General features: G+C 63.2%; 13 protein-coding genes and 1 other annotated feature. Of the genes, 9 read left to right on the forward strand and 4 right to left on the reverse strand.

Annotated elements, in window-relative coordinates:
• Positions 1–128 precede the first annotated feature (128 nt).
• Positions 129–1,340 (reverse strand): radical SAM family heme chaperone HemW, encoded by a 1,212-nt coding sequence (gene hemW / locus B5G43_RS06380; protein ID WP_087259639.1) that lies wholly within the window; start codon positions 1,338–1,340, stop codon positions 129–131.
• A gap of 171 nt (positions 1,341–1,511) precedes the next feature.
• Between hemW and B5G43_RS06385 the strand changes: the two genes are divergently transcribed.
• Positions 1,512–1,727 carry a hypothetical protein gene (locus B5G43_RS06385; protein ID WP_087259640.1) on the forward strand — a complete coding sequence of 72 codons (216 nt, stop codon included), beginning with the start codon at positions 1,512–1,514 and terminating at the stop codon, positions 1,725–1,727.
• Positions 1,728–1,741: 14 nt separating this feature from the next.
• A complete protein-coding gene (locus tag B5G43_RS06390; protein WP_087259641.1) occupies positions 1,742–2,644 on the forward strand; it encodes an RluA family pseudouridine synthase in 903 nt (300 codons plus the stop codon).
• A 55-nt stretch (positions 2,645–2,699) separates the two neighbouring features.
• Here B5G43_RS06390 and ilvC read toward each other — a convergent pair whose 3' ends face one another.
• The 3 genes from ilvC to ilvB all read right to left on the reverse strand — a co-directional run bounded on the left by ilvC (position 2,700) and on the right by ilvB (position 6,182).
• Positions 2,700–3,719 carry a ketol-acid reductoisomerase gene (gene ilvC, locus B5G43_RS06395; protein ID WP_087259642.1) on the reverse strand — a complete coding sequence of 340 codons (1,020 nt, stop codon included), beginning with the start codon at positions 3,717–3,719 and terminating at the stop codon, positions 2,700–2,702.
• Between the two features lie 164 nt (positions 3,720–3,883).
• A complete protein-coding gene (ilvN, locus tag B5G43_RS06400; protein WP_242960485.1) occupies positions 3,884–4,453 on the reverse strand; it encodes an acetolactate synthase small subunit in 570 nt (189 codons plus the stop codon).
• A 19-nt stretch (positions 4,454–4,472) separates the two neighbouring features.
• Positions 4,473–6,182, reverse strand: a complete 1,710-nt coding sequence (ilvB, locus tag B5G43_RS06405) for a biosynthetic-type acetolactate synthase large subunit (protein WP_087259644.1) — start codon at positions 6,180–6,182, stop codon at positions 4,473–4,475.
• 49 nt (positions 6,183–6,231) lie between these two features.
• Positions 6,232–6,470, reverse strand: a binding site (T-box leader).
• Between the two features lie 383 nt (positions 6,471–6,853).
• On the opposite strand from ilvB, the gene rsxC reads away from it, so the two are divergent.
• The 7 genes from rsxC to B5G43_RS06440 all read left to right on the forward strand — a co-directional run bounded on the left by rsxC (position 6,854) and on the right by B5G43_RS06440 (position 13,280).
• Positions 6,854–8,200, forward strand: coding sequence for an electron transport complex subunit RsxC (gene rsxC, locus B5G43_RS06410; protein ID WP_087259645.1), 1,347 nt, complete (start codon positions 6,854–6,856; stop codon positions 8,198–8,200).
• Positions 8,197–9,249 (forward strand): RnfABCDGE type electron transport complex subunit D, encoded by a 1,053-nt coding sequence (locus tag B5G43_RS06415; protein WP_087259646.1) that lies wholly within the window; start codon positions 8,197–8,199, stop codon positions 9,247–9,249. Before rsxC ends, B5G43_RS06415 begins: the two co-directional genes overlap by 4 nt.
• 5 nt (positions 9,250–9,254) lie before the next feature.
• A complete protein-coding gene (locus B5G43_RS06420; RefSeq protein WP_087259647.1) occupies positions 9,255–9,806 on the forward strand; it encodes an RnfABCDGE type electron transport complex subunit G in 552 nt (183 codons plus the stop codon).
• An 11-nt stretch (positions 9,807–9,817) separates the two neighbouring features.
• Positions 9,818–10,465 carry an electron transport complex subunit E gene (locus tag B5G43_RS06425; RefSeq protein WP_087259648.1) on the forward strand — a complete coding sequence of 216 codons (648 nt, stop codon included), beginning with the start codon at positions 9,818–9,820 and terminating at the stop codon, positions 10,463–10,465.
• Positions 10,465–11,049, forward strand: a complete 585-nt coding sequence (rsxA, locus tag B5G43_RS06430) for an electron transport complex subunit RsxA (RefSeq protein ID WP_087259649.1) — start codon at positions 10,465–10,467, stop codon at positions 11,047–11,049. The genes B5G43_RS06425 and rsxA overlap by 1 nt, the downstream gene beginning before the upstream one ends.
• 12 nt (positions 11,050–11,061) lie before the next feature.
• Positions 11,062–11,931 (forward strand): RnfABCDGE type electron transport complex subunit B, encoded by an 870-nt coding sequence (locus B5G43_RS06435; protein ID WP_087259650.1) that lies wholly within the window; start codon positions 11,062–11,064, stop codon positions 11,929–11,931.
• Positions 11,932–12,107: 176 nt separating this feature from the next.
• The gene (locus B5G43_RS06440) at positions 12,108–13,280 is read left to right on the forward strand and encodes a malic enzyme-like NAD(P)-binding protein (protein ID WP_087259651.1); all 1,173 of its coding nucleotides are present in this window, start codon (positions 12,108–12,110) and stop codon (positions 13,278–13,280) included.
• Positions 13,281–13,401: the final 121 nt, after the last annotated feature.

Genomic DNA, 13,401 nt, shown 5'->3' on the forward strand with positions numbered 1-13,401 from the left:
ACGAAGGCGCCCGGCCACTGCGCGGCCGGGCGCCCAGGAAACTGCATTTATGTTAACACAATCTGTTGTGATTGTAAACCGGCAGGAATGCCAAAAAAAGCGCTGTTCTTCCCATTAAGGTCCCTGAATCAGCCTTCCGCCCCGTTGGTTTTACCCCGATTCTGGCGGAGCTTGGGGAGGAGCTGCTCCAGGGCGGCCTTCTCCTGGATCTCCAGCAGCTCGCCGATAAGCTGATTGGACACCAGGAAGCCCTTGGGGGTGAAATACCACCGCCGGTCCTGCCGGGCGGCCCAGCCCTGGCGCTCGTATTCCTCCATGCGCTGCTCGATGGGGTCGAAGTTCATGAAATACTCCCGGCGGTACTCCCACTCCTCAATACCCCGGGTGGTGCGCAGGCGGAGCATCAGGTACTCGCTGCCCCGCTCCCGCTGGGGGATCAGGTCGGACTCATCCACGATGGAGCCGCCGTGGAGCACGCCGTCGATGTAGCGGTCCAGGCTGCGCACGAAGGAGTAGCGCCGCCCGCCAAAGTCGGAGTGGGCCCCGGGCCCGAAGCCGATGTAGGGGTTGCCCATCCAGTATTTCAGATTGTGCCGGGACTGGAAGCCGCTTTTGGCGAAATTGGAGATCTCGTACTGCTTGTACCCCGCCTCCTCCAAGCGCTCCACCGCCCAGAGATAGCAGTCGGCCTGGGCGTCGTCATCGGGAAGGGGCAGTCCGCCCGCCACCCGAAGGGCCAGGGGGGTGTGTTCCTCCACCTTCAGACCATAGCAGGACAGGTGCTCCGGCTCCAGCGCCAGGATCTGCTCCACGCTCTCCTTCCAGGAGTCCAGGTCCTGGCCGGGCAGGCCGTAGATGAGGTCCAGGCTCAGGTTTTTGAACTTGGCCTCCCGGGCGGCGGCCACGGCCTCTTTGGCCTGCTGGAAGGTGTGCAGGCGGCAGATGCTCTGCAGCTCCTGGTCGCAGGCCGACTGGACGCCCAGGGAGATGCGGTTGAAGCCCGCCCGGCGCAGCTTGCAGAGCATCTTCTTGTCCACGCTGTCGGGGTTACACTCCACGGTGACCTCCGCGTCCCGGGCCACGTCAAAGCGCTTGTTCACCTCGCCCAGCAGCTCCCGCAGGCGCTTTTCACCGTAATAGCTGGGGGTGCCGCCGCCGAAGTACACGGTGTCCACCTGATAGCCCTTGGCCAGGGGGGCCGTCTCCTTGATGTGGGCCAGAAGGGCCTTCTGATAGGGGTCCATCTGGTCCTCCCGTCCGGCCAGGGAGTAAAAATCGCAGTAGTCGCACTTACGGCGACAGAAGGGGATATGGATGTAAATGCCGAGTTTTCCTGGCATGGGTTCCACCTCGTTCTTGTGCCAAGATTGATTTTATTATTATACCCCTTTTTTCCCCACTTGAAAATAGGAGGATTTTCTGTGAAGGACAAACCGTCGGCCCCGGCTTTGCAATCCGCCGTAGTATGGTCTATAATAGTCAAAAATCCCGCTCGAGCAGGAGGAGAAGCCATGGAACAGAAAACACCTCTGCTGTGCGTCATCATCGCCCTCATCCTGTGCATAGCTGGGTTGCTGTGCTGGAAACGGGACCTGTTTGCCCGGTTCCACCATCCACTGCGGGAAAAATATCCTCATATTTCCAAATACTTTGGAACGGCGCTGATTTGTTTTGCCCTACTATGGCTGGCTCTTGTGGTAATCTTGCTGGCTGTTGACACGCACTGAGAAAGGAGAGATCTATGGAACAACGGACACCCCGGCGGCTGACGCTGACCGTGCCGCCGGAGAAGGACGGCCAGAGCGTGGACACCCTCCTGCGGCGGACGTTGTGCCTCTCCGGCACCGTGGTCAAGAGGGCCAAGCGGGAGCCGGAGGGCATTCTGCTGGACGGTGCGCCGGTGTTCGTCACCGCCCGCGCCCGGGCGGGGCAGGTCCTCTCGGTGCTGGTGGGGGATATGGCGGTGGAGAGCGGAGTGGTCCCCCGGCCCGGGCCGCTGGACCTTGTGTACGAGGATGAGGACCTGCTCATCGTCAACAAGGCCCCCGGTGTGGCGGTCCACCCCAGCCCCGACCACCACGACGATACGCTAGGTAATTTCTTGGCGGATTATTACTTAAAGACCGGCCAGACCATCCAGTTCCGGTCGGTGAACCGGCTGGACCGGGGTACCTCCGGGCTGATGTGCGTGGCCAAACACGCCCACGCCCAGGAGATTTTGAAGGGCCGCCTCCACACCGGCGGCTTCCGGCGGCGTTATCTGGCCGTCTGCGACGGTGTGCCAAATCCGCCCTCGGGCGTGGTGGACGCCCCTATTGGCCGCGCGGAGGGCTCCGTGCTGAAGCGGGAGGTCCGCCCCGACGGGGCGGAGGCGCGGACCCACTACCGAGTGCTCCGGAAGGCCGGAGGCCGGGCCCTGGTGGAGCTGGAGCTGGACACCGGGCGCACCCACCAGATCCGGGTCCACATGGCCTATCTGGGCTGTCCCCTCACCGGGGATTTCCTCTACGGGGTGGAAGACCGTACCCTCATCGGCCGGGCCGCCCTCCACTCCTGGCAGCTCCACCTGATCCACCCCATCACCGGCGCGGCGCTGGACCTGGAGGCCCCCCTCCCCGCCGACATGGCCGCCCTGCTACCTTAAAAGAAAGAGCCGCGGGTCCCCGTGAAAGGGTCCCGCGGCTCTGTTTGCGTTTTCTTTAGTTGGAAGCGGTGTCCAGGTCCTTGTCGCCGCCCCAGATCATGTTCTTGCGCAGCTCCTCGCCCACGATCTCCATCTGGTGCTTCTTGAGCTGGGCGCGCTTGGAGTTGAAGAAGGTGCGGCCGTTCTTGTTCTCGGCGATCCAACGGCCGGCGAAGGTGCCGTCCTGGATGTCGTCCAGAACCTTGCGCATATTCTTCTTGGTCTCCTCATAAGGAAGGACGCGGGGACCGGAGACGTACTCGCCAAACTCCGCGGTGTCGGAGATGGAGTAGTTCATGGCAGCCACGCCGCCCTTGTTGATGAGGTCGATGATGAGCTTCATCTCGTGGATGCACTCGAAGTAGGCGTTCTCGGGCTCGTAACCGGCCTCCACCAGGGTCTCGAAGCCGCACTTCATCAGGTCGACCACGCCGCCGCACAGCACGCACTGCTCGCCGAACAGGTCGGTCTCGGTCTCGTCGTGGAAGGTGGTCTCCATCACACCGGCGCGGGCGCCGCCGATGCCGGCGATGTAGGCCAGGGCGATCTTATAGGCGTTGCCGGTGGCGTTCTGCTCCACGGCCACCAGGCAGGGCACGCCCTTGCCGTTGACGTAGGTGGAGCGGACGGTGTGGCCGGGGCCCTTGGGGGCGGCCATGAACACGTCCACGCCGGCGGGCGGGACGATCTGCTGATAGCGGATATTGAAGCCGTGGGCGAACGCCAGGGCCTTGCCCTCGGTCATGTAGGGAGCGATGTCCTTCTTATAGACCTCGGCCTGGACCTCGTCGTTGATGAGCATCATGACGATGTCGCCCCACTTGGCGGCCTCGGCCACGGTCTTGACCTGCAGGCCGGCCTTCTCGGCGTTGGCCCAGTTCTTGGAACCCTCGCGCAGGCCCACGCACACGTCGCAGCCGGAATCCTTCAGGTTCATGGCATGAGCATGGCCCTGAGAGCCGTAGCCGATGATGGCGATCTTCTTGCCGTCCAGATAGCTCAGCTCGCAATCCTTCTCGTAATACATCTTAGCCATAGTTCTGCACTCCTTTATATAAACAAAAGTGGTTGGTTCCTTGTTTCGTCCTATGATACCACAGGCGCGGGGAAAAGAATGATACCTGTGATACAATCTCAAAAAAGATTTCCGGTTCCTTAAAGCACGTTCTTGCCCAGGTTGAACTTGGCGGCTGGTGGCCCTTACAGCACGTTCTTGCCCAGGTTGAACTCGGTCTTTTCCTTGGTCTCGTCGCCGATGGTATAGGCACCGCGCTCCAGGGCCACCATGCCGGTACGCACCAGCTCCAGGATACCGAAGGCGTCCAGCAGGCCCTGCATGGCCTCGGCCTTGTCCTCGTCGCCGATGAGGGCCAGGGTCAGGGACTTCAGGGAGACGTCGATGATGGAGGCCCGGAAGATGTTGGCGATCTGGATGACCTCGTTGCGGATGTCGTGGCTCTCGGCCTTGACCTTGAACATCACCAGCTCCCGGCGGATGGACCGCTCGGGCAGCAGCTCCTGCACGGAGTAGACGGTGAAGAGCTTGCGCAGCTGGTTCATGATCTGCTCGGTGCTCATGTTGTCAGCCAGCAGCTCAATGGTGATACGGGAGACGGTGGGGTCGTCGGTGGTGCCCACCGCCAGAGATTCGATGTTATACCCCTTGCGGGAGAAGAGCCGGGAGACCTGGGACAGGACGCCGGCAGAGTTTTCCACCAGAACCGAGAGGGTGTGGCGGGTGACGGGATTCATGCTGTCTTTCGTCGTCATAGTCTTACCCTCCTTATCGTTAGTCCAGCAGGAAATCGGTGGTCTGAGCGCCGGCCGACACCATGGGATGGACCATGGCGTCCTTGTCGATGTCGCAGTCGATGACCCAGCTCTCGCCGCTGTCCACCGCCTTGCGGAAGGCGGCCTCAAACTCCTCCTGGTTGGCCGCCCGGGCGCCGTGGAGGCCGTAGGCCTCGGCCAGCTTCACGAAATCGGGACCGCGGTCCAGGTCGGTCTGAGAGTAGCGCTCGCCGTAGATGAGGTGCTGCCACTGGCGGACCATACCCAGGGTGCGGTTGTCAAAGACCACGATGATGACCGGGATCTTATAGTACTGCGCGGTGGAGAGCTCATGGCAGTTCATGCGGAAGCAGCCGTCGCCGGTGCAGAGGACCACCACCTGGTCGGGGTTGCCCACCTTGGCGCCCATGGCGGCCCCCAGGCCGAAGCCCATGGTGCCGAAGCCTCCGGAGGTGATGAGCTGACCGGGACGGGAGAAGTGGTAGTACTGGGCGGACCACATCTGATGCTGGCCCACGTCGGTGGCGATGATGGCCTGGCCGTCGGTGACGTCGGAGATGGTCTCCAGGATCTCGTGGGGGTGGAGGATCTCGTCCTTTTTCAGGGGGACCTCCTTGTGGGAGAACACGAACTCCTTCCACTCGGGGTAGTCATGCTGAGGCAGCTTCTCGTTCAGGAGCTCCAGCACCCGGCGGGCGTCGCCGATGATGTGGTGGTAGGTCTTGACGTTCTTGTCGATCTCGGCGCGGTCGATGTCGATCTGGACGATCTTGGCCTGCTTGGCGAAGGTGGCGGGATGGGTAGCCACCCGGTCGGAGAAGCGGCAGCCGATGGCGATGAGCAGGTCGCACTGGCTGGAGGCGATGTTGGACGCGTGGGAGCCGTGCATGCCGATCATGCCGGTGAAGAGGGGGTGGTTGCCCGGGCAGGCGCCGCCGCCCATGATGGTGGAGGCCACCGGGGCGTTGAGGGTCTCGAAGAACTTGCGGAACTCGGGCACCGCGTTCTTGGAGCGGATGACGCCGCCGCCCACCAGCACCAGAGGTTTTTGGGCCTCCTCGATGAGGGCCAGGAGCTTGTCGATGTCGCCGTGGTCGGGCTCGGGAGTCTTGAGGTCGTGGCTGGAGCGGCGCAGCATGGCGGCCAGGCGGCCGTGGCGGCCGTGCTCGGACACGGGCAGGTACTCATACTCCGCGGAATCGTAGGTGACGTTCTTCAGAATGTCGATGAGCACCGGGCCGGGCCGGCCGGAGCGGGCGATGGCGAAGGCCTCCCGGATCACGTCGGCCAGATCCTCCGCCCGGCGCACCAGGTAGTTGCACTTGGTGATGGGCATGGTGATGCCGGTGATGTCCACCTCCTGGAAGGAGTCCTTACCGATGAGGCTCTCGCCCACGTTGACAGTGATGAACACCACAGGCGAGGAGTCCATGTAAGCCGTGGCGATGCCGGTGGTCAGGTTGGTGGCGCCGGGGCCGCTGGTGGCGAAGCACACGCCCACCTTGCCGGTGGCGCGGGCGTAGCCGTCGGCGGCGTGGGAGGCCCCCTGCTCGTGGGCGGTCAGGATATGGCGGATCTTCTCTTTATATCCGTGGAGCTCCAGCTCGTCATAAATGTTCAGGATGGTCCCGCCGGGATAGCCGAACACGGTGTCCACGCCCTGCTCCAGCAGGCACTCCATCAGGATCTGAGGGCTTTTCATCAACATAGGCGTATGTCCTCCTTTTTCTCCCCACAAACGCAAAAGGCCTCGTCCCAAATAGGACGAAGCCTCTACTCCGTGGTACCACCTAATTTCACGGCGCAAGAACGCCGTGCACTCTTGCCCTGGTAACGGTGGGCGTTCCGGCCCGGCCTACTTTCAGGGGCGGTCCCCCGCGTTCAGCCCGGCTGCTCCTGGTTGATGTTCCGCCCTCGGCCCCCGCAGGAGCTCCCACCAGCCGCTCCCTCTCTGCGCCGGTCAGGCCGTGCGTACTGTTCCAGTCATCGCCTTTTCCATCATGGAATCTGCCGGGCCTCTCTGCCCCGGCAAACCGTGAAATTATTGATTATGATACTCTCACTCCCCCCGTTTGTCAACCGCTTTTTTACGGACAATAGCGTGCTACTGCACTAAATTGAAAAAATGCCCCCCGTTCCGGTCCCAGCCCAAGATCGTCAATTTTCGAACAATCTGAGGCTCTTTTTGACTATACTAGCCAGTTTATATAAAAATGCGGAATATTATTGAAGAATCGCTGGACATTTATCACAGGTTGCGTTATGATAGGGGTTGTCAAATCGCGCCGATCCGGCGCAGAGAAGAGAGCGACGGGACGGATGCCTCCGGCATCCGTCCAACACTGGCCCCGTCAGGGGCCTGATTTGTGAGGTGGACCTATGAAACTATCCTTTTATGGCGGTGTGCATCCGGACGAGCGGAAGGATGCGACCTGCGGGAAGGCGGTGGAGCCTCTGCGCAAAGCCCCGGCCCAGGTCGTCATGTCCATGTCCATGCACCTGGGCGCGCCCTGCGCGCCCGTGGTCCAGGTGGGCGATACGGTGACCGTCGGTCAGAAGATCGCCGCCCCCACCGGACTGGGCGCCCCCATCCACGCCAGTGTCTCCGGCAAGGTGGTGGCCATCGAGCCCCGGCCCTACTGCGGCGGCGGCATGATGAACTCGGTGGTCATCGAGAATGACTTCCAGAACACCTTCGGCTCCGAGCTGACCCCCCACCCCGACTATGAGAAGCTCACCCCCGACCAGATCGTGGAGATCGTCCGGGAGGGCGGCCTCACCGGTATGGGCGGCGCCGGCTTCCCCACCCATGTGAAGATCAGCTCCGGCCTCGGCAAGGTGGACACGGTGATCGTCAACGCCGCCGAGTGTGAGCCCTACATCACCGCCGACCACCGGCTCATGCTGGAGCAGGGCGAGCGGATCATCGAGGGCCTGAAAATCCTCATGCACACCTTTGGCCTCCAGAAGGGCTACATCGCCATCGAGGACAACAAGCCCGACGCCATTGAGCACATGAAGGGCCTGGCCAAGGACGGCATCGAGGTCGTGGCCTGCCGCACCCGGTACCCCCAGGGCGCTGAGAAGCAGCTCATCCAGCGCATCACCGGCCGCGAGGTGCCCCCCGGCGGTCTGCCCGCCCACGTGGGCTGCGCCGTCTTCAACGCTGGCACCACCGCTGCGGTGTATGACGCCGTGGTGAAGGGCATCCCCCTCACCCAGCGCATCGTCACCCTCACCGGCGGCGCGCTGAAGGAGCCCCGCAACGTGCTGGTGCCCTTCGGCACCCCCATGTCCCACCTGGTGGAAGAGGCCGGTGGCTTCAAAGAGGAGCCCGACCGCATCCTGGTGGGCGGCCCCATGATGGGCATTGCCCTCTACGACCTGAACGCCTGCACCATCAAGGGCAACAACGCCCTGCTGTGCATGACCAAGGGCGAGGCCGCCGAGCATGTGGAGACCCCCACCTGCATCCGCTGCGGCAAGTGCGTCAACGTCTGCCCCATGCACCTGACTCCCGTGTACATGCACCTGTACGCCGAGAAGCGCATGTGGGACGAGGCGGAGGCCATGCATGTGGGCGACTGCATCGAGTGCGGCTCCTGCAACTACATCTGCCCCGCCCGGGTGCCCCTGGTCCAGTCCTTCCGGATGGCCAAGTTTGAGATCCGCACCCTTGCCATGAAGCGCAAGGCCGAGGCAGAGAAGGAGGCCAAAAAGGCATGATCGACACGAAAAATCTGAAGCTCACCGTGGCTTCCTCTCCCCACGTCTGCTCCCCCGTCAACACCCGGCGGCTGATGCTGGACGTGCTCATCTCCCTGCTGCCTGCCCTGTGCATGGCGGTGTACGTCTTTGGTCCCCGCGCCCTCACCCTCACCGCTGTGTCGGTGCTGGGCTGTGAGTTCTTCGAGTGGGGCTACCGCAAGCTCCTGAAAAAGCCCTGCTCCAACGGCGACCTGTCCGCCGCCGTCACCGGCGTGCTGCTGGCCTTTGTCTGCCCGGTGACCCTGCCCTACTGGGTCCTCCTCATCGGCGACTTCTTCGCCATCGTGGTGGTCAAGCAACTCTTCGGCGGCCTGGGTCAGAACTTCATGAACCCCGCTCTGGCTGGCCGTGCCTTCCTGATGATGTCCTACCCCGTGGCCATGACCACCTGGGTCCGCCCCGGTGTGGAAAACTGGGCGGGCGTGTTCTCCGCCGCCGACGCCACCACCGGCGCCACCCCCATGGCCTCCCTCCACGCCCATCTGGACGTGGCCTCCGGCCTGAAGGTCCACACCCTGCCGGAGGATGGCCTGGCCAACCTCTTCGTGGGCAACGTGGGCGGCTGCGTGGGCGAGGTCTCCGCGCTGCTGCTGCTCCTGGGCGGCATCTACCTCATCTGGCGGGGCGTCATCCGCTTCCGCATCCCCGTGGCCTACCTGGGCACCGTGGCGGTGCTGTGCTTCCTCTTCCCCCAGGGCGGCATCGACCGTGTGGACTGGATGCTCTACAACCTCTGCGGCGGCGGTCTGATGCTGGGTGCCTTCTTCATGGCCACCGACTATGTGACCAGCCCCGTCACCAAGCTGGGTGAGATCTACTTCGGCATCGGCTGCGGCCTGCTGACCATCTTCATCCGCTACTTCGGCGGCTACGCCGAGGGCGTCAGCTACGCCATCCTCATCATGAACATCTGCGTGTGGCTGCTGGATAAGGCCGGCAAGCCCGCTCGCTTTGGCGTCACCAAAGAGATGAAGGCCAAGGCAAAAGCCGCGAAAAAGGAGGGTTAAGCGCCATGAATGAAACCAAGAAAAAAGGAGCCGGCATGGCGCAGCTGGTGCTGGTGCTCTTCGCCATCAGCGCCATCACCGCTCTGCTTCTGGGCCTGGTGAACAGCCTGACCGCCGACGCCATCGCCGCCAACCAGCAGGCCAAGATCGAGAAGGCCATGAACGAGGTCCTTCCCGCCAGCGCCTATACCGATGTCACCGCGTCCTATGCCGGCGGCGACGCCACCGTGGACACCATTTATGAGGCTGAGGGTGCGGGCTATGTGGTCCAGGTCTCCCCCTCCGGCAGCTTCAGCGGCACCCTGTCCGTCATGGTGGGCGTCACCAGCGACGGCGCCTGCTCCGGCATCTCCATCGTCAAGACCAGCGAGACCTCCGGTCTGGGCGCCAACGCCAGCAAGGACTACTTCCGTGAGCAGTTCCAGGGTCTGACCGGCACCGCCTCCGTCACCAAGGACGGCGGCACCATCGAGGCCCTCACTGGCGCTACCATCACCTCCCGCGCGGTGTGCAACGCCGTCAACAGCGCTGTGGCCGCCGCGGCCAGCATGGGTTAAGGAGGGTCATCATGGATATCAAAAAGCAATTCAAAGAGGGCCTCATTACCCAGAACCCCGTTACCGTGCAGCTGCTGGGCATGTGCTCCGTCATGGCCATCACCACCACCCTCTTCAACGGTATCGGCATGGGCCTGTCGGTTCTGGTCATCCTGACCTGCGCCAACGTGGTCATCTCCCTGCTGCGGAAGATCATCCCCAGCAAGGTGCGTATCGCCTGCTACATCGTGGTCATCGCCGGCTTCGTTACCATCGTGGATCTGCTGCTCCAGGCCTATCTCCCCGACCTGAGTGAGAGCCTGGGTCTGTTCATCCCCCTGATCGTGGTCAACTGTATCATCCTGGGCCGTGCCGAGTCCTTCGCCTCCAAGAACGGCGTGGCTGCCTCTGCTGTGGATGGCGTGTTCCAGGGCCTGGGCTACACCGTCATCCTGGTCATCATGTGCGTGGTCCGTGAGTTCCTGGGCAACGGCACCTTCGGCGGCGGCATCCTCAACGGCGGCGACGGCATCCGCATCCTCCCCGAGGGTATCCCCGCCCTGGGCATGGTGCTGCCGGTGGGCGGCTTCCTCACCCTGGCCTGCGTCATTGCCGCCATGCAGTACTTCCTCAACAAGCCCAAGAAGAACGCTGACACGAAAGAGGAGGTGTCCAAGTAATGGATTTCGCACAACTGTTCAGCATCGCCCTGGGCGCGATCCTGGTCAATAACTTTATCTTCTCCCAGTTCCTGGGCATCTGCCCCTTCATGGGCGTCTCCAAGAAGATCGACACCGCCCTGGGCATGGGCATGGCCGTTATCTTCGTCATGGGCGTGGCCAGCGCCGTGTGCTGGCCCATCAACCAGCTGCTGCTGAGCCTGGATCTGAAGTTCATGCAGACCGTGACCTTCATCCTGGTCATCGCCTCCCTGGTGCAGTTCGTGGAGATGTTCCTCCAGAAGGCCATGCCCTCCCTCTATCAGGCTCTGGGCGTGTACCTCCCCCTGATCACCACCAACTGCGCCGTGCTGGGCGTGGTGCTCCAGAACACCCAGAACAGCTACAACTTCATCGAGAGCGTGGTCTACGGCGTCACCGGCGGCGTGGGCTTCCTGCTGGCCATCGTGCTCTTCGCCAGTGTGCGGGAGCGCCTGGAGTTCTCCGAGTGCCCCAAGTCCTTTGAAGGCTTCCCCATCGCGCTGGTCACCGCCGGCCTGCTGGCCCTGGCCTTCCTGGGCTTCTCCGGCCTGAGTGTCTTTTAAGGGGGATTTTACATGGATATGACTGTGATTTATGCCCTGCTGGTGCTGGGCGTCCTGGGCGGTGTGTTCGGCCTGATCCTGGCCTTCGCCTCCAAGGCCTTCGCCGTGGAGAAGGACCCCCGGGAAGAGGCCATCGCCGAGGTGCTCCCCGGCGCCAACTGCGGCGGCTGCGGCTATCCCGGCTGTGCCGGTTATGCCGCCGCTGTGGCTGCCGGTAAGGCTGCCACCAACTGCTGCGCCGCCGGCGGCGACGCCGTGACCGCCAAGATCTCTGAGATCATGGGCGTGAAGGCCGAGGCCGGTGTGAAGATGATCGCCCAGGTGCAGTGCACCGGCGGCTGCCGCGGCCACGAGAAGTACGAGTACGCCGGTATCGCCGACTGCTCCGCCGCCTCCCGCCTGCCCGGCGGCGGCCCTGCCGGCTGCTCCTTCGGCTGTCTGGGCTTCGGCACCTGTGAGAAGGTGTGCCCCTTCGACGCCATCCACGTGGTGGACGGCGTGGCCAAGGTGGACGAGGACAAGTGTAAGGCCTGTAAGAAGTGCATCGACGCCTGCCCCCGCCACATCATCCTCCTGGCCCCCTACAAGACCAAGCGCCACGTGGCCATCACCTGCTCCTCCAAGGACAAGGGTGTGGTGGTGCGCCAGGTCTGCGACAACGGCTGCATCGGCTGCTCCCTGTGCGCCAAGGCCTGCCCCAAGGAGGCCATCACGGTGGAGAAGAACCTGGCCGTCATCGACTACGACAAGTGCGTGGGCTGCGGCATCTGTGCCCAGAAGTGCCCCCGCAAGCTCATCACGGTGGACGGCAAGGTCCCCGAGGTGAAGCCCGCCGCCCCCAAGGCCGCTCCCGCCGCTGCGGGCGCTGCCAAGGCGGAGTAATTCTGCAAAAAACCGGTATGCCTGGGAAGTCCTCCGGGCATACCGGTTTTTCTCCTGCCGAAAAAAAATACGCGGGGGCTTTTCCCGCCCCCACAAATCCGGTATACTGAATACTGAGCTACCAAGCATGCGGGAGCGGTGAGCCGCCCCGCCGGACGATCAAAGGAGGAATCCCCATGGATTACGCAGTGGAATCTCTGAAGAAGCACTATGAGTGGAAGGGCAAGCTGGAAGTGACCCCCCGGGCCGCCGTGGACAGCAAGGAGGCCCTCTCCCTGGCCTATACCCCTGGCGTGGCCCAGCCCTGCCTGGAGATCCAGAAGGACGTCAACAAGAGCTACGACCTCACCCGCCGCTGGAACACCGTGGCGGTGGTCACCGACGGTACCGCCGTGCTGGGCCTGGGCGACATCGGCCCCGAGGCCGGAATGCCCGTCATGGAGGGCAAGTGCGTCCTCTTCAAGGCCTTCGGCGATGTGGACGCCATCCCCCTGTGCGTCCGCTCCAAGGACGTGGACGAGATCGTCCACACCGTGGCCCTGCTGGCCGGCTCCTTCGGCGGCGTGAACCTGGAGGACATCTCCGCTCCCCGCTGCTTTGAGATCGAGAAGAAGCTGAAAGAGCAGTGCGACATCCCCATCTTCCACGATGACCAGCACGGTACCGCCGTCATCACCCTGGCGGGCCTCCTCAACGCCCTGAAGGTGGTGGGCAAGAAGATCGAGGACGTGAAGATCGTCACCTCCGGCGCGGGCGCTGCCGGCATCGCCATCATCAAGCTCCTGATGAGCATGGGCCTGAAGAACGTCATCATGACCGACCGCACCGGCGCTATCTACGAGGGCCGTGAGGGCCTGAACCCCGTGAAGGAGGAAATGGCCAAGATCACCAACTTCAACCACGAGAAGGGCACCCTTGCCGAGGTCATCCAGGGCGCCGACGTGTTCATCGGCGTGTCCGCCCCCGGCACCCTCACCAAGGAGATGGTCTCCACCATGGCCAAGGACGCCATCATCTTCGCCTGTGCCAACCCCGTGCCTGAGATCTTCCCCGACGAGGCCAAGGCCGGCGGCGCCGCTGTGGTCTCCACCGGCCGCAGCGACTTCCCCAACCAGGTCAACAACGTTCTGGCCTTCCCCGGCATCTTCCGCGGCGCCCTGGATGTGCGTGCTTCCGACATCAACGACGCCATGAAGGTGGCCGCCGCCCGGGCCATCGCCGGGCTGGTGAGCGACGAGGAGCTGAACGCCGACTACATCCTCCCCGCCGCCTTCGACCCCCGCGTCAAGGACGCCGTGGCCCAGGCCGTGGCTCAGGCCGCCCGGGACTCCGGTGTGGCCCGCATCTAAATCCAAGTTCCCGCGGCGGAGCCTCTCTGGCTCCGCCGCTTTTTCGTTCCTGAAAAATTTTTATCATTCCCCCCTTCACAAAAAGACTTTATTGTGTTAATATACTAAAGCAACAGTGCAG

Origin of the sequence: Flavonifractor sp. An92, from assembly GCF_002159175.1 — a bacterium.
GTDB lineage: Bacteria > Bacillota > Clostridia > Oscillospirales > Oscillospiraceae > Pseudoflavonifractor_A.

Bases quoted from the DNA above. Each gene is read 5' to 3' on its own strand.
- B5G43_RS06390 (WP_087259641.1), top strand. From the start codon at position 1,742: ATGGAACAACGGACACCCCGGCGGCTGACGCTGACCGTGCCGCCGGAG.
- rsxC (WP_087259645.1), top strand. From the start codon at position 6,854: ATGAAACTATCCTTTTATGGCGGTGTGCATCCGGACGAGCGGAAGGAT.
- ilvB (WP_087259644.1), bottom strand. From the start codon at position 6,182: ATGTTGATGAAAAGCCCTCAGATCCTGATGGAGTGCCTGCTGGAGCAG.
- rsxA (WP_087259649.1), top strand. From the start codon at position 10,465: ATGGATTTCGCACAACTGTTCAGCATCGCCCTGGGCGCGATCCTGGTC.
- B5G43_RS06435 (WP_087259650.1), top strand. From the start codon at position 11,062: ATGGATATGACTGTGATTTATGCCCTGCTGGTGCTGGGCGTCCTGGGC.
- B5G43_RS06425 (WP_087259648.1), top strand. From the start codon at position 9,818: ATGGATATCAAAAAGCAATTCAAAGAGGGCCTCATTACCCAGAACCCC.
- B5G43_RS06420 (WP_087259647.1), top strand. From the start codon at position 9,255: ATGAATGAAACCAAGAAAAAAGGAGCCGGCATGGCGCAGCTGGTGCTG.
- ilvN (WP_242960485.1), bottom strand. From the start codon at position 4,453: ATGACGACGAAAGACAGCATGAATCCCGTCACCCGCCACACCCTCTCG.
- ilvC (WP_087259642.1), bottom strand. From the start codon at position 3,719: ATGGCTAAGATGTATTACGAGAAGGATTGCGAGCTGAGCTATCTGGAC.
- B5G43_RS06415 (WP_087259646.1), top strand. From the start codon at position 8,197: ATGATCGACACGAAAAATCTGAAGCTCACCGTGGCTTCCTCTCCCCAC.
- B5G43_RS06385 (WP_087259640.1), top strand. From the start codon at position 1,512: ATGGAACAGAAAACACCTCTGCTGTGCGTCATCATCGCCCTCATCCTG.
- B5G43_RS06440 (WP_087259651.1), top strand. From the start codon at position 12,108: ATGGATTACGCAGTGGAATCTCTGAAGAAGCACTATGAGTGGAAGGGC.
- hemW (WP_087259639.1), bottom strand. From the start codon at position 1,340: ATGCCAGGAAAACTCGGCATTTACATCCATATCCCCTTCTGTCGCCGT.